Consider the following 22,279-nt stretch of genomic DNA (forward strand, 5'->3'; position numbering starts at 1 on the left):
GTATCAACTCCATTTCTAAACGTTGTACGTTTATCATTTCCTTTTTCGTAAAGACTATGTATAGCGGTGCATTTATGAAGGGTAAAGGTGGATTCGAAATGGATTTGAAGTTGAATTATACTGAACTTATAAAGAAGTTAATCGTTGTAATCATCGCAGGTTTATTAAACGCGATTGGGATGAATTTATTTTTAACGCCAGCAAAAGTGTATGCGAGCGGCTTTGCTGGATTGTCTCAATTATTATCACAAATATTAGGTGATTTTTTATCGATTCACATATCTACGGGAGTATTGTTTAGCTTATTTAATATTCCTGTCGTTATTTTAGCGTGGAAAAAGGTTGGGAAGGCCTTCACCTTTTTTAGTTTTCTTTGTGTTATATTTATGACTCTGTTTTTAGAAATCATCCCTGTTAGAGCGGTTTCGAATGATATCATATTAAATGCGATTTTTGGCGGGATTATTTCGGCAATTGGAGTAGGGATTGCTTTAAAGTGGGGTGCTTCTACAGGTGGATTAGATATTATCGCCATGATTTTATCAAAAATAAAAGATAAGCCTGTCGGTACATACTTTTTCTTTTTTAATGCAATTATCATTATCGCTGCTGGCTATGTATATGGATGGGAAAAAGCGTTGTATACGCTAGTGACTTTATATGTATCAACGAGAATTATTGATGCAATTCATACTCGCCATGTAAAGATTACAGCATTAATTGTTACGAAGAATGGGGCAGACGTAAGAAAGGCGATTCACTCGCGATTAGTAAGAGGGATTACAACGATACCGGCAACAGGTGCTTATACAAATGAAAATAAAGAAATGTTAATGATGGTTATTACCCGTTATGAGTTATACGAATTAGAGAGGATTATTAAACAAGTGGACCCAGGTGCATTTACAAATATACTGCAAACAGTTGGGGTATTCGGATTGTTTCGGAAAGATTAAAGAGGACCAAAGTTGGTCCTCTTTTTTAATGTAAATTCGTAATGTTTTGCAATTGCTCTTGCATTTCACGGAGCTGAACTTTTTCAGCAGTTGAAGAGTTTGCGTAAGCGGATTGCAAAGCATTTTTTGCTCTATACACGAGATCTTGTTGCTCAGTACCGCTTGAACAAGATACGGCATTTTCAACAGCATCTCTAGCTTGTTGGAATAGTAAGTTCCCCATTTAAACCCCTCCAAAAGAAGAGTTACTTCTTGCTTTTTCTGCCTCAGCTAATGTACCTCTGTACGGGAATCTTGCATCATGCTTCATAACAGCATCGGCTCCTTGTTGGATAAAACGTTTTGATTTGTTCTTTTTACCCATTCGAAAAACCCCCTTTATTTAGCTGAAAACAATCGACGCGATGTCTCATGCGTCTACTTATAGTATGGACATTTGGCAGGAAACTATAAGTAGGGAATTTTTAGATTACAACCCAAGAACCTCTTCTAAATATAAAGCAATACCATCTTCTTCGTTCGTTAACGTCGTATGGTTTGCGAGTGATTTTAATTCAGGGATGGCATTTCCCATTGCGATGCCGTGACCAGCAAATTCAATCATTTCAAAATCATTATCTTCATCACCGAAAGCGATAATGCGCTCTTGTGGAATGTTGTAATGACTAGAAATTTTTTGTAATCCAACTGCTTTATTTAATCCGCTTTTCACAATTTCAATAATCGGCCAAGGTGCGCCCCATTTTCTATGGTCGATTACTTCCGCATGCATATCGGTTAAATGTTGACGAATTGCAGTAGAATGCTCGTCATGTGCGTCAATTAATAAGCAAGTTGGATGATCGTTTAAAATATTTAATAAGTCTCCCGTAAAAATCTTAGGAGAGCCGAATTCGAAAATATGTTTTTTATCTTCATCAATTTCACGAACATACACATCGTCCATTACTTCCGCGTATATATTTTTTACGCCAAAATCAAAGCAAGCTCGGACAATTTCTTGCGCTGTTGCTAGCTCAAGAGGAGAGTGATGTGTTCCCCAGTTTGAATCAAGAGGATGATGTACGTAAGCGCCGTTAAAGTTTACGATAGGTGTGTTAAGATCAAGTTCTTTATAGTAATCATAACTAGCACGGAATGGACGTCCTGTTGAAATAACAACAATATGTCCCTGTTCCTTTGCTTTTGCAATTGTATGTTTCGTTCGAGTGGAAATTATTTTGTTGTCTGTTAATAAAGTGCCGTCTAAGTCTAATGCGATTAAATGTTGTTTGTTCATAATTTCACCTCTTATAATAATTTTTTTGTATCTATCTGTATTTCCGTTTTTAATATGCAGAAATAAGAGGTTAGGCTCGGTGAAATCACCATAGATGGAAATTTCACTATATATCCATCTTACGTCTCAAAGTGCTGTGGTGTCTACTATTTATCGTTGGAAATTAAGAAAAGTCAACATCTTTTTAGAAAGTTCAAACAATGTTTCTTTCGTTATGTACAAATTGTGAAAAGGATTACATTGCTCGTGTGATGAGGCATATAATGAACATGTAATCTTCTCGTATATGTTTGACTCTCCTTTGAAACTAGCCTAGAGTAGGTTGGTTTCTTTTTTTTTCTACAAGTAGGAAAGAAATCCCTGCTTACGCTTGTGTCATTCATATATATGTACAAGAATGAGATGTAGTACTGTTTCCTAAACATGACAGAAAAGCTTTCTTTTAAAATGGATATACTAATGAGGCAAGACGTCATGGAAGGAGAATGAAGATGGGACAAAATCGCAGGTTTCGTTCTGGACAAAAAGCGCCGAATGATGGCATTTACGTAGAAATTGGTGAAACGGGAAGTATGGTGAAAGATCCGCAAATGGTGAAATTAACTGCCGGTGAAAAGTTTCCGGATAACACGAATCATAACCGCCAGTGGACATATAAAAGAAAACCGTAACAGAAGCCGCAATCATTATTGCGGCTTTTTTGTCGTTACACATTGTAATTTCATTTACCGTATTTTTTAGCAGTATAATGAATGCTCTCTTTTTCTTTTTCAAATAATAAGTTTGAAAATACATAGGCAAAATTATTGTATAAAAAAGTCAGTTGGCGTATAATCAAATCAAAGGTCAAAGAAAGTCAAACTTTTGGAGGGCTGTAAAGATGGACTTAAATCAAATGACAACAAAAACACAAGAGGCGATTATGAGTGCCCAATCTTTAGCGGTATCTCATCATCACCAAGAGGTGGATACTGTTCATCTATTACTTGCATTATTAGAAGAGCAAGATGGATTAGCAGTACGTATATTTCAAAAAATGAATGTTGATATAGAAGCATTAAAGCAAGGTGCTGAAAGTTTAATTAAAAAGAAACCTTCTGTAACAGGGAGCGGTGCAGAAGTTGGAAAATTGTATGTAACGAGCGCTCTGCAACAACTTCTTGTAAGAGCAGGGAAAGAAGCAGAAAAACTGCAGGATGATTACATTTCAGTAGAACATGTATTGCTTGCTTTTTCTGAAGAAAAAGGCGATATAAATCAATTATTTACAAGATTGCATATTACGAAAGATAACTTATTACAGTCTTTAATGACAGTTCGGGGGAATCAAAGAGTGACGAGTCAAAATCCAGAAGCAACTTATGAAGCGTTAGAAAAATATGGCCGTGATTTAGTGGCGGAAGTGAGAGCAGGGAAAATCGATCCTGTAATCGGCCGTGATAGTGAAATACGACGTGTGATTCGTATTCTTTCACGTAAAACGAAAAACAATCCTGTTTTAATTGGGGAGCCAGGTGTTGGTAAAACAGCAATCGTTGAAGGGCTAGCACAGCGTATCGTGAAAAAGGATGTACCTGAAGGATTGAAAGATAGAACGATTTTTGCGTTAGATATGAGTGCGCTCGTAGCAGGTGCGAAATTCCGTGGTGAGTTCGAAGAGCGTCTGCAAGCTGTATTAAATGAAATTAAAAAGAGTGAAGGACGCATTTTATTATTCATTGATGAACTTCATACAATAGTTGGAGCTGGTAAAACAGAGGGAGCCATGGATGCAGGAAATATGTTAAAACCGATGCTTGCGCGCGGTGAACTGCATTGTATCGGGGCGACGACGCTCGATGAATATCGCAAATATATTGAGAAAGATCCAGCGCTAGAAAGACGTTTCCAACAAGTATTAGCAGAAGAACCAACTGTTGAAGATACAATTTCAATTTTACGTGGATTAAAAGAACGCTTTGAAATTTATCACGGTGTAAATATTCATGACCGTGCGATTGTAGCAGCGTCAGTTTTATCAGATCGATATATTTCAGATCGCTTCTTACCTGATAAAGCAATTGACCTTGTTGATGAAGCGTGTGCAACAATTCGTACAGAAATTGATTCTATGCCAACAGAATTAGATGAAGTAACGCGCCGCATTATGCAGCTGGAAATTGAAGAAGCGGCTCTTGGGAAAGAAACGGATCGTGGTAGCCAAGAGCGTCTAAAAACATTGCAACGTGAATTATCGGATTTAAAAGAAGTTGCAAGTGGCATGAGAGCGAAATGGGAGAAAGAAAAAGAAGACATTCACAAAGTTCGTGACTTACGTGAACATTTAGAACGTTTGCGTCGTGAATTAGAAGAAGCAGAAGGCAATTACGATTTAAATAAAGCAGCCGAACTTCGTCACGGGAAAATTCCAGCAATTGAAAAAGAGTTAAAAGAAGCGGAAGAAATGGGCGCGCATAATAAACAAGAAAATCGTTTATTACGTGAGGAAGTAAGTGAAGAAGAAATTGCAGATATTGTTTCACGCTGGACTGGTATTCCTGTTGCGAAACTCGTGGAAGGTGAACGCGAGAAATTATTACGCTTAGAGCAAATCTTATCAGAGCGTGTCATCGGACAAGAGGAAGCAGTAAGCTTAGTGTCAGACGCAGTTCTTCGTGCTCGCGCTGGTATTAAAGATCCGAACCGCCCGATTGGTTCTTTCATCTTCTTAGGACCAACAGGTGTTGGTAAAACAGAACTTGCAAAAACGTTAGCCCAGTCTTTATTCGATAGTGAAGAGCAAATGATTCGCATTGACATGTCTGAGTATATGGAAAAACACGCCGTGTCTCGCTTAATTGGTGCACCTCCTGGATATGTAGGATATGAAGAAGGCGGTCAATTAACAGAAGCGGTAAGACGTAAACCATATTCCGTTGTTTTATTAGATGAAATTGAAAAAGCACATCCAGAAGTATTCAACATTTTATTACAAATGTTAGATGATGGACGCATTACAGATTCGCAAGGTCGTACAGTGGACTTTAAAAATACAGTTATTATTATGACTTCAAATATTGGATCTGCTCATTTACTAGATGGATTAGAAGAAGATGGTTCCATTAAAGAGGAATCAAGAGACCTTGTAATGGGGCAATTAAGAGGACATTTCCGCCCTGAATTTTTAAACCGTGTGGATGAAATTATTTTATTCAAACCTCTTACAACGAATGAAATTAAAGGCATTGTTGATAAAATTGTAAAAGAACTACAAGGTCGTCTAGCTGACCGTCACATTACAGTAGAATTAACAGATGCAGCAAAAGAATTTGTTGTGGAAGCCGGTTTCGACCCAATGTACGGAGCTCGTCCATTAAAACGATACGTACAGCGTCAAGTGGAAACGAAATTAGCACGAGAATTAATTGCAGGAACAATTACTGATAATAGTCACGTAGTTGTTGATGTAGAAAATAACGAATTAGTCGTTCATGTGAAATAAAAATAAAAAAGAGTTCGGATAAAATCCGGACTCTTTTTTTAGTGTTGTTCTACTGGCTCGTTTGGAATTGCAGCTGAAATTGCTAGTACTAACACAGCAAGAACAACTGAGAAAATAGACGCTTGGTTAAAGTCGTATGTACCGCCAGTCATAGAGCCGATTACATAGCTCATCATATGTACAAGTAAGAACGACCAAATTAATGCCCAAATGAAACGCATATTTTACACCTCTATTCGTTCAATCTGTCCTTATTGTAACACAATTGAAAAAAGAATATAGAAAAATATTTGTAGATTTTTCAACGCAAATTTGCATTCCGTTCATACATTATAAAAGAGTGGTTTTATATGTTTAGAAAATAAGGCGGGGGAAAAATGAGTATTACGGAACGTTTTTTTTACTTAGAAAAAGAACCATGTGTCATTTATTTACCGGAGAAGCCAAATGGATTTTCTGTTATGCTCCTCGGTGATTATAACTACTTTATTGAGAATGGTACAAGTTTATGGACACAGCATGCGGTTAGATCTTATTTTTTACATGGCCTTATTGAGCAAGGCTACACAGTCTTTTCTTCTAATTTATACGGAAGACATTGGGGAAACGACCAATCTGTTCGTCTAGCGAAACGTTTATATGACGTTGTGTTGAGAAAAGAGACATTGAATGCGAAAATGCACATTATGGCAGATGGTATGGGAGCACTTGTAGCACTCGAAATGATGAACAAATACCCTGAGTGTATACGCTCTGTCATTATGTTAAATCCGTGTTTAGATTTACCAGAATATGTGGAGTTTGAGAAAGAGCATAAGTTTTTTTACAAGAGACTCGTGAAGGAATTAAGTTTGGCGTATGATGCCAAAGAAGAAGAATTAGAATCAAAAATAAATAAGAAATCATTTACGCTTCTTCCATCTTGTGTACCTGTTAAAATTTTCGTATCAACACAAGAAAAAAGAGGAAGAAAACAGCAGTTGCGTAGATATGAGAAAATGAGGCAACTAAATCAATGTGATACTTCTGTCTTGTTCCATCTGCAAGATGTGAAATATAAAATGGTTAGGCAAACGACCGATTTCTTTAAAAAATATGAAGAAGAATTATGAAGCTCCCATATACATAAATGAGGAGCTATTTGTTTCAGAGGGAAAGGGTTGGTGGTATGGAACGCGTGCTAATTGTAGGTGCACTTACGTTTGTAGGTTATCACCTTGTAAATAAAATGATTGCAGAAGAAGTGGAAGTATATGGTCTTGATTTTGATGAATTCGATAGTATGACGAAAATTAATGAAGAGAAGTTATTATTAATTGGGCGAAATGCATTATTTACGTATTATTCGATAAGAGATGAAGATGGATGGAGATCGGTTGAGGAAGAGAGATTCGATACTGTTTACTTTTGCTTATATGAGCCAAATCAGCAAAGTGGATTTCGGAATGAAAGAGTCATATTACAATATTTAAAGCGAATTATAAGAATGTGTGAAGAACAAAAAGTGAAGTTAAATTTAATTTCTTCTATTGAAGTAGGCAGTACAGATGAATCCGAAAATAAGCGACTATTTTTGAAAGTAGAAGAAGGATTGAAAAAAGGGAATTTACAATATAGTGTATTTCGAGTTCCAACATTATATGGACCGTGGCAACCGTCCTTTATGATGTTTCATCAGCTTATTTTATCAGAATTAGGTGAAAAAGAGTGCCGTTGTACGATTGAGGAAAAGGGGAATGATTTACTTTACGTTGAAGATGTATGTGAATACTTATGGGAAAATGGAACGAACGGGGCGCATCTTGGTATATACAATTTACTTAGTGGTAAACAGTCATTATGGGAAAAAGGTATGAATCTTTTACGCGCGGATGATAAAGTAAATAAAAATAATAACGAAGTAAGAGATGAGGCTATCGAGGTAATTTCAATAAAAAGAAATACTCCGTTAGAATACGGTTTAAATAAGCAACTGGCACACATGAAAAAATATAAAGAGTTATACGAAGGGTAGTACGCGTGTTACACTATTGTATGTGAAAGTTTTAATGGAGAGGAAGAGCATAATATGAACGAAAAAAGCATGCAGTTTTTACAAATCGCAATGAAGCATTTACCGGAAGCAAAGGCAATTTTAGATGATAATGGAATTGCACTTGATATGGAGAAGGCACAGCCGGTGTTAGAGTTGTTAATGAAAGTTATGAACGAGGCCTATGAGCTCGGGAAAGCAGATAAAGAATAAAAAGAATAAAAAGCACCTTTTTAAGATGGAAGAGAGGCCCGAACCGTGGATAGAAGCGGTCAGGGCCTTTTTTATTCTCGCCTGGTGGGAAACCAGAGATATGAAGAGGATAAAGGAAAAGTAGTGAGGAGAACTCTCTAGTTTAGAAGGAAAGCAGATAAAGAATAAAAAGCATCTTTTTAAGATGGAAGAGAGGCCCGAACCGTGGATAGAAGCGGTCAGGGCCTTTTTTATTCTTGCCTGGGGGAAAACCAGAGATATGAAGAGGATAAAGGAAAAGTAGTGAGGAGAACTCTCTAGTTTAGAAGGAAAGCAGATAAAGAATAAAAAAGCATCTTTTTAGATGAAAGAGAGGATCGAACCGTAAATAGAAGTGGTTTGAGTCTTTTTATATTTGAGAGGTATGTTTCTGTTTCTTTTAATGAAAAATAACGTGAATAATGCTTAGCTTTCTGTTTTATGCGAAATATATTCTAGACAAAAATACATTTATGTTTTAAAATTAGTACCAAGTCATAATAATTGATATAAAACGGAGGGCTGCGATGTGAACGTGGGCATTTTAGGGATCGGAAGATATGTGCCAGAAAAAGTAGTCACAAATCACGATTTAGAGAAAATAATGGAAACATCCGATGAATGGATTCGTACGAGAACGGGAATTGCAGAAAGACGCATTGCCGATGATACAATAGATACTTCATATATGGCCGTAGAGGCTTCTAAAAAAGCACTTGAAGATGCAGGAATTAGCGGAGAGGATATCGATCTTATTTTAGTAGCAACAGTAACACCAGATCGTGCTTTTCCAGCAGTTGCTTGTGTAATTCAAGAAGCAATAGGAGCGAAACATGCAGCTGCAATGGATTTAAGTGCAGCATGTGCTGGTTTTATGTACGGAATGATTACAGCACAGCAATTTATTCAAACAGGAACGTATAAAAATGTATTAGTAGTTGGTAGTGATAAACTATCTAAAATTGTAGACTGGAACGATCGAAATACAGCAGTACTATTTGGAGACGGAGCCGGTGCTGTCGTAATGGGAGCTGTTTCAGAAGGTAAAGGCGTTCTATCTTTTGAATTAGGAGCAGACGGAAGTGGTGGCAAGCACCTTTATCAAGACGAGTATGTTATGATGAATGGCAGAGAAGTGTTTAAATTTGCCGTTCGTCAACTTGGTGATTCTTGTCTTCGCGTTTTAGATAAAGCTGGTCTTACGAAAGAAGATGTGGATTTCTTAGTACCGCATCAAGCAAACATTCGTATTATGGAATCTGCAAGAGAGAGGTTAAATTTACCACAAGAAAAAATGAGTATGACGATTGAGAAGTTCGGTAATACATCAGCTTCTTCAATTCCGATTGCAATGGTAGAGGAATTGCAAAACGGACGTATTCAAGACGGTGATTTAATTATACTTGTTGGTTTTGGCGGCGGATTAACATGGGGAGCAGTCGCTCTTCGTTGGGGTAAATAAGGACTGAGAGAAAAAAAGGAGTGTATTTTGTATGGAAAAAAAGAGGGTCGTAATTACAGGACTAGGAGCTGTTACACCGGTCGGAACAGATGTTGAAACAGCGTGGGAAAACATTAAAAAGGGTGTATCTGGAATCGGGCGACTTACAAGAATTGATCCAGAACTATTTCCAGCAAAAGTAGCAGCGGAAATTAACGACTTTGAAGTCGAGAAATATATTGATAAAAAAGAAGCGCGCCGTATGGATCGCTTTACACAATATGCAGTAGCAGCAGCGAAAATGGCAGTTGCAGATGCAAAGCTTGAAATTACAGAAGAAAACGGACCTCGAATTGGTGTATGGATTGGATCTGGTATTGGCGGTATGGAAACATACGAAGAACAATTTAAGATTTTTACTGAGAAAGGCCCACGCCGCGTGAGCCCATTCTTCGTGCCGATGATGATTCCAGATATGGCAGCAGGTCAAGTATCAATCGCAACAGGAGCAAAAGGAATTAACACTTGTTCTGTAACGGCTTGTGCATCTGGTGCAAACTCAATTGGTGATGCATTTAAAGCAATTCAGCGTGGTGATGCTGATGCAATGATTACAGGCGGAGCAGAAGCACCGCTAACAAGTATGGCATTCGCAGGATTTAGCTCAGCGAAAGCATTAACATTTAATGAAGACCCAGCAACGGCTTGCCGTCCATTTGATAAAAACCGTAGCGGTTTCGTAATGGGTGAAGGTTCAGGTATTCTAATTCTTGAAGAATTAGAGCACGCATTAGCACGCGGTGCTCACATTTACGCGGAAATTGCTGGTTATGGTGCAACTGGAGATGCGTTCCATATTACAATGCCTGCTCCTGGTGGGGAAGGCGGAGTGCGTGCAATGCGTCAAGCTTTAGCTGATGCAGGCCTACAGCCAGAAGATATTGATTACATTAATGCGCACGGTACAAGTACTGATGCGAATGAAAAATATGAAACGATGGCAATTAAAGAAACTTTCGGCGAGCACGCGTATAAAGTAGCGATTAGCTCAACGAAATCAATGACAGGTCACTTATTAGGAGCAGCTGGTGCTGTTGAAGCGATTTTCTCTATTAAATCAATTACAGACGGAGTAATTCCTCCAACAATTAACTATGAGACACCAGATCCAGAATGTGACTTAGATTACGTACCAAATCAAGCGAGACACCAAGAAGTAAATGCAGTATTAAGTAACTCATTAGGATTCGGTGGTCATAACGCAGTGTTAGTATTTAAATCGTATAAATAATCGATGAAATAAGGAGTTTTTTCGCAATAGATTGCGAAAAAACTCCTTATTTATTTTTACGCCTTTTTCTCCTGTAGCATATACATAAGAAAAAGGAGGGATAAAGATGGGGATTGTTGAAACAGCTGAATGGCTACATTTATATTATGGACGGCCAGAAAAACTTTGTGAGAAATTTACGAAGTATATTCCGTTGCCAAAAGAAAGGTTGTATCGCTTTTTAATTTCAAAAGGGATGTATCGCCCGATCATGCGCGGAGAAAAGGAAATTAAAGAATTAGAGGAAAAGGAAATTTGGAAAGAATTGAGCCTGGAGTATGATAAACTAAAAAATTGGTTAAAAGGTCCAGATGTCCCTGTCTTTATTTTATTATCAGATTCCTATAATCGAACTGTACAAGAAGAGTATAACGGTAGGGCTGGATTATCTATGCGTCATGTTATTTTCTTATTCGTATGTGGGCGGAATTCGGTAGAAGAATTAAAAGTGTTATTGGCGCATGAATATCATCACATATGCAGGTTACATCAAATTGAGACGAAAGAAACAGAATATACATTACTTGATACGATGATTATGGAAGGGCTAGCGGAACAAGCAGTAACAGAAAGGTATACAGAAAAAAACAATGCACCGTGGACGGCGTATCTTTCAAAAGAAGAGGCTGTTTATTATTGGAAAAATGTTGTACATGAAAGAATAAGTATAAAACGAGGAACAAGGGAACATGACATCTTATTAAATGGCTTTCACTCTTATCCGAAGATGCTTGGCTATGCGCTTGGATTTCATATTGTCAAAGATTGTGTAACTTTGGAAGGAGAAGATACACTTTCTTTATTATCTATAGATGCAAAAGAAATATTGAATAAAGCAAATACATTTCATATATAAAAAAACAGGAATTCTATTTCCTGTTTTTTTAGTATTAATAGAAGAAAAAATAATAATTAGAATATATTTCCTCAAGTGGAATAAAGTTAAGCAAAAATGAACATAATGATTGGTACAAACAGTAGTGAAGTGAGGGGTAGTGAATGTTATATCTACATGATGTATGGGTAAATTGGTTTGAAGGTGAAGAAAATGGGTATAACGTTTGTCATTTTTACGAATGGCGGAAAGATGATACGATTGAGCTATTAGATCAAGTGCCATTATTAAAAGTAGATGCCACATTATATCATTACATCGAGAACGAATTGTTAGAGCTTCCGCAAAAAATGCTGGAAGACGTACATCATAAGGCTTATATTCGTAAAAATCATGAACGTTTGCAGCAAGAGTATTGCTTTGTTGTTACAGATGGGAAAGGTATTATTGCCATTGACACAATTGGTTACAATGTACCAATTCGCAAAAGTAGACTTATACCACGCCAAGAGCAGATGGTATATGAGATGGTAGAGAACGTACAAGCAGAAAAGTATGAGTTCCAAGTAGAAGAAACAGAAAAAGAACATCATATTTTATCACCATCGCCTTTCATTATGAATGGCTTGACTCGTAAAGAAAGACAGCTAAAACAATTATTATTTATGGCGTTAGATCAATTACATACAACGAAAAACACAGCAGAAATTCGCTATTGGTTCACAGAGTGGGATCCATCAGCATATGGAATGGTTCAACATATGGAATTTGAAGATATTTGGGCTAAGCTGTATGATGAAGCGAAAACAGGCTGGTCTGATAAGCACGAACAATTATGCGAGCGTCTCGTAAAAGGACAGCCATTTTTTGAAAAGTTATGGGAAATGGAAAATGAGCAAAAGGTAAATTAAAAAACCGCCAATTGGCGGTTTTTTAATTTTGTAGTAATCTAGTTCCAGCGGCAAGAATGTTCGGTGGCTTCGCGCCTTCCTGCGAGGCAAAAAGCGTCTCTACGTCAGGAGCTCCATCCCCCTCACATTCTAAACGAGCCGCCTCCGCTTTTTGTAGAAATCCAGCTCCGGCAGCGAGCTCTTCGTGTCTAAGAACCTTCCGCATAAGAAGACAAAAAGCGTCTTCTATGCGAAAGAACCTTATCCAGTCAGAGCTGAACGAGCTGCCTCCGCTTTATATGTTACCTACGTTTTCTGCTTAGTCCCATTGCGTTTTCTACTTTGCGTAGTTGTTTGAATGCGACGCGGTTTGCTTTTTCTGCACCTTTGTCTAGGATTTCGTCTAGTTCTGGTGAGTTGATTAGTTCGTTATATTTGTCTTGGATTGGACGAATAGCTTCTACGACTACTTGCGCTAGGTCGCCTTTGAAGTCGCCGTATCCTTTTCCTTCGTACATTGCTTCGATTTCTTCAACTGTTTTTCCAGAGAATGAAGAGTAGATTGTTAATAAATTAGAGATACCAGGTTTGTTTTCCTTATCAAATTTCACAATACCTTCAGAGTCAGTTACAGCACTCTTAATTTTCTTTTCAATTGTTTTTGGCTCATCAAGCATACTAATCATTGATTTTGGATTCGGATCAGATTTACTCATTTTTTTCGTAGGCTCTGTTAATGACATAACGCGAGCTCCTACTTTTGGAATGCGAATTTCAGGCATTGTGAAGATTTCGCGGTAACGTTTGTTGAAACGCTCTGCTAAGTCACGTGTTAATTCGATATGTTGCTTTTGGTCATCACCAACCGGCACGATTTCAGTGTTGTAAAGTAAAATATCAGCAGCCATTAATGGTGGATACGTAAGTAATCCAGCTGGAACTGAATCTCTACCAGAAGCTTTATCTTTATATTGCGTCATACGTTCTAATTCTCCAACGTAAGCAACAGATTGCATGATCCATCCTAGTTGAGCGTGTGCTGGTACTTCTGATTGTACAAATAAAGTAGCTTTTTCAGGATCGATGCCGCATGCTACATAAAGTGCAGCAAGACTGCGGATGTTTTTACGAAGCCCGACGGGATCTTGAGGTACTGTAATCGCATGTTGGTTTACAATACAGAAATAACAGTCGTGTTCATTTTGAAGCTCTGTAAACTGCTTCATTGCTCCTAAATAGTTTCCAAGTGTAATCGTTCCACTTGGTTGAATACCAGAAAAGATAACTGACATAAGTAATTCCTCCTAAAATAGAATGCGTGATGTGGGGAAGAGAAGGCAAACAAAAAAGCCCATTCATCCCAAAAACTATAGGGACGAATGGACCGTGGTACCACCCTAATTATTTCACTACTGTGAAATCTCTCTAATCCATAATAACGTTTGGATATAACGCCAAAGCCTACTACTTTCGGTTCGGTTTGGTGCTCAAAAGCCCATTCCATACTGTACAATTACTTGTTCACACCAACCACAAGCTCTCTGAAATTGCCTCAATATGTACTCTTCTTTATCATCGCATACATATAAATTTATTTATTGTTACTTGAGCTCTTTTAATATGAAAGAACTAAAGTTTTATAACAAAATGTTTTGCTGATTATTATATCATATGGGATAGTGTTTGCAAACTACATCAAAATAGTAAAGCTAATGAGGGTCGAGAACAACCCAAGGAAGATACCTGTAATACAAATTGGATATGTCCATTTGAATGAATATGTTTTATAAATACGTTCTTTCTTATCTGTAGGTTCCTCGACTTCTTCAATTAAAGAGTCAATCTTTTTGTTCGTACCAAATACTCTTTGGAATGCGTAAATGGTTACATTGAAAAAACCATTTTGAAATATGTATAAAAAACCGCCGATAAGAATAAAAAACAGTGCAATATAAAACAAAATGTTGACAAAGTTCAACAAAAATTGAGATGAAATGAGGAATGCACCAATACTAGAAGCAATCATCGCTATAAAAATTAGTATACAAGTATGAAAAAAAACTTTATTCAAAATATTCCCCTCCGTCAAAATATTACTAGAATTATTATACTATAAAAGCTATAATAAGTACTAGGATTAATTTTTTGAAAATTATACGCAATTAAAGGTCTGATTTTAAGATGATGGTAGCAATGTTAATGTATCCCTTTACGAAAAATTAAAAATATAAATATTTTATTAAAAATTTTAACAAAAAAACAAAAAACTATATTCACAATTGTTATATTATATGTATAATGAAAATTGTAGAAACTTGGAGATTATTCTTTCAATTCTACTTTTTAACAAGTGAGGGTACAGGAAGTGCAATTAGGGGAGGCAACACAACATGAAGAAAAAGATACCGTTATTACTTGCATCAACTTTAACTGCAAGTATGTTGCTTAGCGCGTGTAGCTACCAAAAAGATGACGCAAAAGCAAAAGGGAAAGAGAACGCTACGAGTAGTAGTAACGGAAAACAGATTCTTAATTTAACAGAGTTATCTGAAATTCCGTCAATGGATGCATCATTGGCATCTGATTCTTCATCTTCTACAGCATTAAATAATACGATGGAAGGTTTATATCGTATTGGCAAAGATCAAAAGAGAATGCCTGGAGTTGCAGAAGATGTCGAAAAGCTAGATGATGGGAAGAAATACATATTTAAATTAAGAAAAGATGCGAAATGGTCGAATGGGGAACCTGTAACAGCTAAAGATTTTGTGTATTCATGGAAAAGAGCAGTAAATCCAGATACAAAAGCAACGTATTCGTACATTATGTTCGATATTAAAAATGCAGAGAAAATTCATAAAAAAGAATTACCTGCTGACCAATTAGGTGTAAAAGCGATTGATGATTATACATTAGAAGTAGAATTAGACAATCCCGTTCCTTACTTTATCGATTTAACAGTTTATCCAGTATTTTACCCACTAAATGAAAACTTTGTAAAAGCACAAGGGGATAAATTTGGTTTAGAGGCAAATACAACATTATATAACGGTCCATTCGTTATGAGTGATTGGAAACATGAACAAAGTTTCCAATTCAAGAAGAATCCTTCATATTGGGATAATAAAACGGTTAAAATCGAAGAAATCAACTTTAATATTGTAAAAAATACAGCAACTGATGTAAATTTATATGAGACAAACGCGATTGATCGAGCGGCTTTAACGTCTGAATTTGTTGATAAGTTTAGAAAAAGCCCAGAGTTCCAAACAAGAAAAGAAGCAGGGGTTGCTTACTTAAGATTTAATCAAAGTAATCAGTACTTAAGTAATAAAAACTTAAGAAAAGCAATTTCAATGTCCTTTGACCGTGATAACATTGCAAAAGTTATTTTAAATAACGGTGCAATTGGAGCTTACGGATTTGTTGGAAAAGATTTCGCTGAAGGTCCGAATAAAAAAGATTTCCGAGCTGAAAATGGAAAGCTAGTTGAAACAAATCCAAAAGAAGCGAAAAAGCTTTGGGAAACAGCGAAGAAAGAGCTTGGAACTGATAAAATCGAACTAGAATTCTTAAACTTTGATAATGAAGATGCTAAAAAAGTTGGGGAATTCTTAAAAGGTGAGATGGAAAAGAACTTACCAGGTTTATCAATTAAAATTAAACAGCAACCATTCGCACAAAAAAATAAATTAGAAGATTCTCAGCAATATGATATTGCGTTTGGTATTTGGGGACCAGATTTCCCAGATCCAATCTCATATTTAGATATGTTTGTTACGAATGGTTCTCAAAATAAAACAGGGTATTCTAATCAGAAATATGATGAGTTAATCCTAAAAGCTAAAACAGATACAAAAGATTTACAAGCGCGCTGGGACAACCTTCTAGAAGTAGAGAAGATGTTAATTAAAGAGGATGCAGTTATCACTCCAATCTTCCAAAAAGGTTCAGCGTATGTAGTAAAAGGTGCCGTAAAAGATATTATCCCAATTAACTATGGTGGTAAATTAACTTACAAATGGGCATCTGTTGAACAAAAATAATCTTTTTTTCCATCGTTTACAAGGGTATATGCCTATGATGGGCATATGCTCTTATTTTAAAAAAATAAAAGTAAGAATATTTTAAACTATCTTATTGCTTTTGAGAAAAACGGGGAGGTGCTTGATATGGGACGTTATGTATTAAAACGTTTCGTGTACATGGCTTTGACATTATTTTTAATTACTACACTGACTTTCTTTTTGATGAAATTACTTCCGGGTTCTCCGCTTAAAAACCAGGAGAAGCTATCACCGGCACAAAAAGAAATCATTCTTGAAAAATACGGATTGAATGATCCGGTACCAGTTCAATACGCACGTTACTTAGGTAACCTAGCAAAAGGTGATTTAGGGGTATCATTCCAATATGATAACCGCCCAGTAACAGACATGATTGTGGATCGTATTGGACCATCAGCCCAATTAGGTTTACAAGCGATTATATTAGGAACATTTATCGGTTTAATTTTAGGTATTGTTGCCGCACTTCGTAATAATACGTGGGTAGATTATAGTGCAACAGTTATTTCGGTACTCGGAATGTCGGTACCATCATTCGTATTCGCCGCATTACTGCAATATTTCGTAGGGGTAAAACTTGGCTGGTTCCCAGTAGCATTCTGGAAAGGACCAGAGTTTACTGTAATGCCTACAATTGCATTATCGATGGGAGTTATCGCAACAATCGCACGTTTCTCTCGTGCAGAATTAATTGAAGTTATGCAAGCCGATTACATTTTAACAGCGAAAGCGAAAGGAATTAGCCAAGGCGTTATTATTGTCAAACATGCACTTCGTAATGCGTTAATTCCAGTTGTAACAATTTTAGGACCAATGGTTGCGGCATTAATTACAGGAACACTTGTTATCGAGCAAATTTATGCTGTACCAGGACTTGGGGAACAATTCGTTAAATCGATTACTTTAAATGACTATACAGTTATTATGGGAACTACGATTTTCTATAGTGCAATCTTCATTTTAGTTATTTTCATTGTCGATATTTTATACGGAATTATTGATCCTCGTATTCGTTTAGCGGGAGGGAAAAAATGATGAAAGATGTACAAAAATTATCTCCAGATTTATTTCAACAAGCCAATCAAAATAATGTTGATAATGAAGTCATTGCCCGTCCAAGCCTAACGTTTTGGCAAGATGTAAGAAGACGTTTATTCCAACATAAAGGTGCGATGCTTGGCCTTGTATTATTAGTTATCATTGCACTATTAGCGATTTTTGGACCGATGGTAAGTAAACACTCGTATAAAGAGCAAGATTTAGGTCGAGCGAAATTACCACCAAAAATTCCAGTTATTGAAAATGTTCATTGGTTACCATTTGACGGTACAGATCAATATGGTGTTGACCAATATGAAAAACGTGATATTAAAGAGTACTTCTGGTTTGGTACAGATGATCTTGGCCGTGACTTATGGACAAGAACATGGGAAGGTACACGCGTATCATTATATATCGCTCTTTTAGCAGCAGCAATTGACTTAGTAATTGGGGTTGCATACGGAGGTATTTCAGCATTCTACGGCGGTAGAGTAGATAACATTATGCAACGTATTATGGAGATTATTAACGGTATTCCATACTTAATCATCGTTATTTTAATGGTAATCATTATGGGATCTGGTATTTGGTCAATTACACTCGCGATGGCGATTACAGGTTGGATAGGGATGTCGCGTATTGTTCGTGGACAAATCTTAAAGTTAAAAAACCAAGAATATGTATTAGCATCTCGTACATTAGGTGCAACAAATACACAATTAATTGTGAAACATTTAATTCCAAACGTAATGGGACCTATTATCGTAATGACAATGTTTACAATTCCATCAGCGGTGTTTGGTGAAGCGTTCTTAAGTTTCATCGGTTTAGGAATTCAGCCGCCATTTGCGTCACTAGGTTCTCTTGTAAATGATGGTTATAAATCTATTCAAACGTATCCGCATATGATGTTCATTCCTGCGGTTGTCATCAGTATATTAATTTTAGCGTTTAACTTAATGGCAGACGGATTACGCGACGCGTTAGATCCAAAAATGCGTAAGTAAAAGAGGGGAGAGGCAAAGATGAAAACATTGTTAGAGGTAAAAGATTTACAAGTCTCCTTTGATACACATGCAGGTGAAGTACAAGCTGTACGCGGCGTTACTTTTGATTTGAAAAAAGGAGAAACATTGGCGATTGTAGGAGAATCTGGTTCAGGGAAATCAGTTACTTCTAAAGCGTTAATGGGATTAATTCCGAATCCTCCTGGACGCATTAAAAATGGTGAAATCGTATTTGAAGGTCGTGACTTAACGAAATTAACAGAAAAAGAAATGCAGCAAGTACGCGGTAAAGATATCGCGATGATTTTCCAAGATCCAATGACATCATTAAACCCAACGATGACAATTGGAAATCAAATTATGGAAGGTCTAATTAAACACCAAGGGATGAGTAAAGCAGATGCACGTAAAGTTGCTTTAGAATTAATTGACCTTGTAGGTATTCCAAATCCAGAAGCTCGTTTAAAACAATATCCTCACCAATTCTCAGGTGGTATGAGACAGCGTGTAGTTATTGCGATGGCGTTAGCTTGTAACCCGAAATTATTAATTGCCGATGAGCCGACAACAGCGCTAGACGTTACGATTCAGGCGCAAATTTTAGAACTTATGAAAGACATTCAGCAAAAAACAGAAGCAGCAATCATTTTCATTACGCATGACTTAGGTGTAGTAGCAAACGTTGCGGACCGAGTGGCAGTTATGTACGCTGGTAAAGTTGTTGAAATTGGAACTGTAGATGAAATTTTCTACAATCCGAAACATCCATATACTTGGGGTTTAATCGCATCTATGCCAAGTTTAGATGGTTCAGAAGAAGAGTTATATGCAATCCCTGGAACGCCTCCAGATTTATTGAAGCCGCCAAAGGGAGATGCTTTTGCACCACGTAACCCACAGGCACTGAAAATTGATTTTGAAATGGACCCACCTTTATTTAAAGTAAGTGATACGCACTATGCGGCAACTTGGTTACTTCACGAGCAAGCTCCAGAAGTAAAACCGCCAGCAGTCGTTGAAAAACGCATTCTTCAAATGAAAGCAGGTGAACAACATGACTAAACAACGTGAGAAATTAATTGAAGTAAAAAATGTAAAGCAGCACTTCGACGTGAGTGGTGGTGTTGTCAAAGCGGTTAATGATATTTCATTTGATATTTACCGCGGAGAAACATTTGGTCTTGTAGGAGAATCAGGTTGTGGTAAATCGACAACTGGAAGAACGATTATTCGTTTATATGATGCAACTGCTGGTGAAGTATTGTTCGATGGTGAAAACGTACATGGTAAGAAATCACGCGCAGAACTGAAGAAATTCAACCGTAAAATGCAAATGATTTTCCAAGATCCATACGCATCATTAAATCCTCGTATGACAGTAGGGGATATTATCGCAGAAGGTATTGATATTCACGGATTAGCGAAAAGTAAAAAAGAGCGCATGGACCGTGTTCATGAACTATTAAACACAGTTGGTTTAAATAAAGAGCACGCAAACCGTTTCCCACACGAATTCTCAGGTGGACAACGTCAGCGTATCGGTATCGCTCGAGCGCTTGCTGTAGACCCAGAATTTATCATTGCCGATGAGCCGATCTCAGCACTTGACGTATCGATTCAGGCGCAAGTTGTAAACTTACTGAAAAAGTTACAAAAAGAAAAAGGTTTAACATACTTATTCATCGCCCATGATTTATCAATGGTAAAATACATTAGTGATCGTATTGGTGTAATGTACCGTGGCCAAATCGTTGAGTTAACAACAAGTGATGAATTATATGCGAATCCAATTCATCCATATACGAAATCACTATTATCAGCGATTCCACTTCCAGATCCAGATTATGAGCGCAATCGTAAACGTATCGTATATGATCCATCACAGCATAATTATGGTAGTGAAGCACCAACAATGCGTGAAATTCGCCCGGGACATTTCGTACTATGTTCGGAAGCGGAGTACAAGAAATATAAAGAGATTTATCAATAAGAAAAAGAGCCATTCTTCTGTTATGGAAGGATGGCTCTTTTTCTACTATATAAAAGAATTGTATACATTTGTCGGTCAGTCGATATATTTAAAGAATCGCCGATATAAATCTCATGTATCATTAGTGATATCCATATGCAAAATTACTGAACTTGAACAGAAACATTCTCCTCTTGTTCTTCAGGTTTAACAAGTGCATAACGCTCCCACGCTCTACTTTTCCAGCGGAAGAACATAATAATGGCACGTGTCCATTCGTCGATGGCGATTGCTAGCCAAATACCAACGAGCCCCATATCTAAATGAAAGGCGAAAAAGTAACCTAGTGGTAAACTCATTAACACCATAGAGAATGCACCGATTAAAACAGGATATTTTGCATCACCAGCTGCACGAAGCGAATTAATGATGACGATATTCATCGTACGTCCCGTTTCAAGTAGTACACTTAGTAAAAGAACACTTGCGCCTAACCCGATAATGTACGGATTATCTGTAAACAGTCCCATTAATTGTGTACGGAATGTAATAACGAGAGCGACCATACATAAAGTTACACCAATCGCCCATTTTACACTTTTCCACAAGCGTTCGTATGCTTCATCTTTTTCGCCACCACCAACGAGGCGGCCAATAATAATGGCTGTTCCCATACCAATTGCAATAGCGAATAAATAAGTGAACATAGAAATGTTCGTAGCGTATTGTCTAGCCGCTAACGATTCCGTTCCTAAATATGTTGCATAGTATAAGAAGACAATTTGACAAGCTTGATACATAACTTGCTCAAAAGCAGATGGAATCCCGATTTTTAAAATTTTCCCGATATATTCTTTTGATAAGGTGAAATAATATTGTAATTTTACACGATATTCCATAACGCGGTATAGTAACCAGAAGAAAACAATAAGCGCTATAAGTCGGCTGACAGCAGAAGAAATGGCAGCCCCTTGTACACCGAGCTCAGGGAAACCAAATTTCCCGAAAATGAGTACATAGTTTCCAGCGATATGAATCATATTCATTCCGAGTGAAATAAACATCGCTTGCTTTGTGAAACCGTGTACACGGATAATTGCGGCTAATGAGTTAATAATAGCTTGTAGGAAGATGGCTCCTCCGACGATAGATAAGTAGTTTTGCGCATACGTTAGTACATCGCCTTGTAAGTTCATTGCGAGCATCATATGTTTCGAAAATAAAAGAAAACCAGCGCTTATAACGAGCCCAACTATTAAATTTAATGTGACGGCTAATGCTGATATTTTAGATGCTTCCATAAAGCGTTTGGAACCGAGGTATTGAGATACGACGATAGCTGCGCCGTTCCCGATGACTTCTAGTACCAAAATAGCGATATGGAGGTATTGATTCGCTGCACCAACCCCAGATACAGCATCGTCTGATAATGCACTTAACATGAAAGTATCAGCGATCCCCATTAACATAAAAAGAAAAACTTCTAGAAAAATAGGCCATGTTAATAAGAATAAACTTAATTTCTCAGTAGGCCCGTTTTTTGCCTGAATTGCTGCCATGTCCGTCCCCTCTTTACCGATATCTATTTTTAGCAAAATGTATCGTAACATACTTTCTTAACCTTTGCACTCATTTTAGCCTACATATTTTTATTATGAAGAGAGTGCTATTTTATGATAAAAACAAAAGGATAATTATACATAAAGTATTATGAGATATA

The 22,279-nt window shown here is 37.0% G+C and carries 23 protein-coding genes and 1 other annotated feature; of the genes, 15 read left to right on the forward strand and 8 right to left on the reverse strand.

The features are described 5' to 3' along the window. The first annotated feature begins 98 nt into the window (after positions 1-98). Complete coding sequence (locus tag MR112_RS21705) at positions 99-956, forward strand: YitT family protein (protein ID WP_000364431.1); 858 nt, start codon at positions 99-101, stop codon at positions 954-956. A 25-nt stretch (positions 957-981) separates the two neighbouring features. Here MR112_RS21705 and MR112_RS21710 read toward each other — a convergent pair whose 3' ends face one another. From MR112_RS21710 to MR112_RS21720, 3 genes are all read right to left on the reverse strand, one after another. Next, on the reverse strand, positions 982-1,179 hold the full coding sequence (locus MR112_RS21710) for a DUF3813 domain-containing protein (RefSeq protein ID WP_000527407.1): 198 nt from the start codon (positions 1,177-1,179) through the stop codon (positions 982-984). Then, entirely contained in the window at positions 1,180-1,320 is a 141-nt protein-coding gene (locus MR112_RS21715; RefSeq protein ID WP_000516816.1) for a hypothetical protein, read from the reverse strand. Positions 1,321-1,425: 105 nt separating this feature from the next. Next, positions 1,426-2,235, reverse strand: coding sequence for a Cof-type HAD-IIB family hydrolase (locus tag MR112_RS21720; RefSeq protein WP_001041232.1), 810 nt, complete (start codon positions 2,233-2,235; stop codon positions 1,426-1,428). A gap of 491 nt (positions 2,236-2,726) precedes the next feature. Here MR112_RS21720 and MR112_RS21725 point away from each other — a divergent pair, with 491 nt between their 5' ends. Together MR112_RS21725 and clpB are read left to right on the forward strand one after the other, a co-directional pair. Beyond that, on the forward strand, positions 2,727-2,906 hold the full coding sequence (locus MR112_RS21725; protein WP_000531421.1) for a YjzC family protein: 180 nt from the start codon (positions 2,727-2,729) through the stop codon (positions 2,904-2,906). Positions 2,907-3,115: 209 nt separating this feature from the next. Beyond that, the gene (clpB, locus tag MR112_RS21730; protein WP_000365401.1) at positions 3,116-5,716 is read left to right on the forward strand and encodes an ATP-dependent chaperone ClpB; all 2,601 of its coding nucleotides are present in this window, start codon (positions 3,116-3,118) and stop codon (positions 5,714-5,716) included. 38 nt (positions 5,717-5,754) lie between these two features. On the opposite strand, the gene MR112_RS21735 is transcribed toward clpB, so the two are convergent. Further along, the gene (locus MR112_RS21735) at positions 5,755-5,937 is read right to left on the reverse strand and encodes a YjzD family protein (RefSeq protein WP_001211116.1); all 183 of its coding nucleotides are present in this window, start codon (positions 5,935-5,937) and stop codon (positions 5,755-5,757) included. A 156-nt stretch (positions 5,938-6,093) separates the two neighbouring features. Between MR112_RS21735 and MR112_RS21740 the strand changes: the two genes are divergently transcribed. The 7 genes from MR112_RS21740 to MR112_RS21770 all read left to right on the forward strand — a co-directional run bounded on the left by MR112_RS21740 (position 6,094) and on the right by MR112_RS21770 (position 12,496). Then, entirely contained in the window at positions 6,094-6,828 is a 735-nt protein-coding gene (locus tag MR112_RS21740) for a lipase family protein (protein WP_226369036.1), read from the forward strand. 29 nt (positions 6,829-6,857) lie between these two features. Continuing rightward, positions 6,858-7,730 (forward strand): NAD-dependent epimerase/dehydratase family protein, encoded by an 873-nt coding sequence (locus MR112_RS21745; protein ID WP_002164601.1) that lies wholly within the window; start codon positions 6,858-6,860, stop codon positions 7,728-7,730. Between the two features lie 54 nt (positions 7,731-7,784). Then, entirely contained in the window at positions 7,785-7,961 is a 177-nt protein-coding gene (locus tag MR112_RS21750) for a ComZ family protein (RefSeq protein WP_001986215.1), read from the forward strand. A gap of 547 nt (positions 7,962-8,508) precedes the next feature. Then, positions 8,509-9,441 (forward strand): beta-ketoacyl-ACP synthase III, encoded by a 933-nt coding sequence (gene fabH, locus MR112_RS21755; RefSeq protein WP_001100547.1) that lies wholly within the window; start codon positions 8,509-8,511, stop codon positions 9,439-9,441. A gap of 31 nt (positions 9,442-9,472) precedes the next feature. After that, the gene (gene fabF, locus MR112_RS21760) at positions 9,473-10,711 is read left to right on the forward strand and encodes a beta-ketoacyl-ACP synthase II (protein WP_000412656.1); all 1,239 of its coding nucleotides are present in this window, start codon (positions 9,473-9,475) and stop codon (positions 10,709-10,711) included. 106 nt (positions 10,712-10,817) lie between these two features. Beyond that, positions 10,818-11,606, forward strand: coding sequence for a DUF2268 domain-containing putative Zn-dependent protease (locus MR112_RS21765; protein ID WP_000513277.1), 789 nt, complete (start codon positions 10,818-10,820; stop codon positions 11,604-11,606). Positions 11,607-11,749: 143 nt separating this feature from the next. Then, positions 11,750-12,496, forward strand: coding sequence for a YjbA family protein (locus MR112_RS21770; protein ID WP_000966127.1), 747 nt, complete (start codon positions 11,750-11,752; stop codon positions 12,494-12,496). A gap of 22 nt (positions 12,497-12,518) precedes the next feature. Here MR112_RS21770 and MR112_RS21775 read toward each other — a convergent pair whose 3' ends face one another. The 3 genes from MR112_RS21775 to MR112_RS21785 all read right to left on the reverse strand — a co-directional run bounded on the left by MR112_RS21775 (position 12,519) and on the right by MR112_RS21785 (position 14,546). After that, positions 12,519-12,701 (reverse strand): hypothetical protein, encoded by a 183-nt coding sequence (locus MR112_RS21775; RefSeq protein WP_226369037.1) that lies wholly within the window; start codon positions 12,699-12,701, stop codon positions 12,519-12,521. Between the two features lie 76 nt (positions 12,702-12,777). Continuing rightward, the gene (gene trpS / locus MR112_RS21780; protein WP_000110982.1) at positions 12,778-13,767 is read right to left on the reverse strand and encodes a tryptophan--tRNA ligase; all 990 of its coding nucleotides are present in this window, start codon (positions 13,765-13,767) and stop codon (positions 12,778-12,780) included. A gap of 76 nt (positions 13,768-13,843) precedes the next feature. Next, positions 13,844-14,060: a binding site (T-box leader), on the reverse strand. Positions 14,061-14,165: 105 nt separating this feature from the next. Beyond that, the gene (locus MR112_RS21785; RefSeq protein ID WP_001044997.1) at positions 14,166-14,546 is read right to left on the reverse strand and encodes a DUF3899 domain-containing protein; all 381 of its coding nucleotides are present in this window, start codon (positions 14,544-14,546) and stop codon (positions 14,166-14,168) included. A 319-nt stretch (positions 14,547-14,865) separates the two neighbouring features. Here MR112_RS21785 and MR112_RS21790 point away from each other — a divergent pair, with 319 nt between their 5' ends. The 5 genes from MR112_RS21790 (at position 14,866) to MR112_RS21810 (ending at position 20,580) form a co-directional block, all read left to right on the forward strand. After that, the gene (locus MR112_RS21790) at positions 14,866-16,521 is read left to right on the forward strand and encodes a peptide ABC transporter substrate-binding protein (protein ID WP_000727217.1); all 1,656 of its coding nucleotides are present in this window, start codon (positions 14,866-14,868) and stop codon (positions 16,519-16,521) included. 126 nt (positions 16,522-16,647) lie between these two features. Continuing rightward, positions 16,648-17,577 (forward strand): oligopeptide ABC transporter permease, encoded by a 930-nt coding sequence (gene opp3b / locus MR112_RS21795; RefSeq protein ID WP_000534167.1) that lies wholly within the window; start codon positions 16,648-16,650, stop codon positions 17,575-17,577. Further along, positions 17,574-18,590, forward strand: a complete 1,017-nt coding sequence (gene opp3C, locus MR112_RS21800; RefSeq protein WP_000974106.1) for an oligopeptide ABC transporter permease — start codon at positions 17,574-17,576, stop codon at positions 18,588-18,590. Before opp3b ends, opp3C begins: the two co-directional genes overlap by 4 nt. Positions 18,591-18,608: 18 nt before the next feature. Beyond that, positions 18,609-19,652 (forward strand): ABC transporter ATP-binding protein, encoded by a 1,044-nt coding sequence (locus tag MR112_RS21805; protein WP_000854346.1) that lies wholly within the window; start codon positions 18,609-18,611, stop codon positions 19,650-19,652. Continuing rightward, positions 19,645-20,580: an ABC transporter ATP-binding protein gene (locus MR112_RS21810; RefSeq protein ID WP_000166348.1), complete on the forward strand. Its 936-nt coding sequence runs from the start codon at positions 19,645-19,647 to the stop codon at positions 20,578-20,580. The genes MR112_RS21805 and MR112_RS21810 overlap by 8 nt, the downstream gene beginning before the upstream one ends. A 143-nt stretch (positions 20,581-20,723) precedes the next feature. On the opposite strand, the gene MR112_RS21815 is transcribed toward MR112_RS21810, so the two are convergent. Next, complete coding sequence (locus MR112_RS21815; RefSeq protein WP_002164600.1) at positions 20,724-22,169, reverse strand: MATE family efflux transporter; 1,446 nt, start codon at positions 22,167-22,169, stop codon at positions 20,724-20,726. Positions 22,170-22,279 lie beyond the last annotated feature (110 nt).

The sequence above is a fragment of the Bacillus cereus group sp. BfR-BA-01330 genome, assembly GCF_022663885.1.
Classification (GTDB): Bacteria; Bacillota; Bacilli; order Bacillales; family Bacillaceae_G; genus Bacillus_A; species Bacillus_A cereus.

Coding starts and splice junctions, on each gene's coding strand:
- MR112_RS21705 (WP_000364431.1), top strand. CDS start 99: ATGGATTTGAAGTTGAATTATACTGAACTTATAAAGAAGTTAATCGTT.
- MR112_RS21710 (WP_000527407.1), bottom strand. CDS start 1,179: ATGGGGAACTTACTATTCCAACAAGCTAGAGATGCTGTTGAAAATGCC.
- MR112_RS21715 (WP_000516816.1), bottom strand. CDS start 1,320: ATGGGTAAAAAGAACAAATCAAAACGTTTTATCCAACAAGGAGCCGAT.
- MR112_RS21720 (WP_001041232.1), bottom strand. CDS start 2,235: ATGAACAAACAACATTTAATCGCATTAGACTTAGACGGCACTTTATTA.
- MR112_RS21725 (WP_000531421.1), top strand. CDS start 2,727: ATGGGACAAAATCGCAGGTTTCGTTCTGGACAAAAAGCGCCGAATGAT.
- clpB (WP_000365401.1), top strand. CDS start 3,116: ATGGACTTAAATCAAATGACAACAAAAACACAAGAGGCGATTATGAGT.
- MR112_RS21735 (WP_001211116.1), bottom strand. CDS start 5,937: ATGCGTTTCATTTGGGCATTAATTTGGTCGTTCTTACTTGTACATATG.
- MR112_RS21740 (WP_226369036.1), top strand. CDS start 6,094: ATGAGTATTACGGAACGTTTTTTTTACTTAGAAAAAGAACCATGTGTC.
- MR112_RS21750 (WP_001986215.1), top strand. CDS start 7,785: ATGAACGAAAAAAGCATGCAGTTTTTACAAATCGCAATGAAGCATTTA.
- fabF (WP_000412656.1), top strand. CDS start 9,473: ATGGAAAAAAAGAGGGTCGTAATTACAGGACTAGGAGCTGTTACACCG.
- MR112_RS21765 (WP_000513277.1), top strand. CDS start 10,818: ATGGGGATTGTTGAAACAGCTGAATGGCTACATTTATATTATGGACGG.
- MR112_RS21770 (WP_000966127.1), top strand. CDS start 11,750: ATGTTATATCTACATGATGTATGGGTAAATTGGTTTGAAGGTGAAGAA.
- MR112_RS21775 (WP_226369037.1), bottom strand. CDS start 12,701: ATGCGGAAGGTTCTTAGACACGAAGAGCTCGCTGCCGGAGCTGGATTT.
- trpS (WP_000110982.1), bottom strand. CDS start 13,767: ATGTCAGTTATCTTTTCTGGTATTCAACCAAGTGGAACGATTACACTT.
- MR112_RS21790 (WP_000727217.1), top strand. CDS start 14,866: ATGAAGAAAAAGATACCGTTATTACTTGCATCAACTTTAACTGCAAGT.
- opp3b (WP_000534167.1), top strand. CDS start 16,648: ATGGGACGTTATGTATTAAAACGTTTCGTGTACATGGCTTTGACATTA.
- opp3C (WP_000974106.1), top strand. CDS start 17,574: ATGATGAAAGATGTACAAAAATTATCTCCAGATTTATTTCAACAAGCC.
- MR112_RS21805 (WP_000854346.1), top strand. CDS start 18,609: ATGAAAACATTGTTAGAGGTAAAAGATTTACAAGTCTCCTTTGATACA.
- MR112_RS21810 (WP_000166348.1), top strand. CDS start 19,645: ATGACTAAACAACGTGAGAAATTAATTGAAGTAAAAAATGTAAAGCAG.
- MR112_RS21815 (WP_002164600.1), bottom strand. CDS start 22,169: ATGTTACGATACATTTTGCTAAAAATAGATATCGGTAAAGAGGGGACG.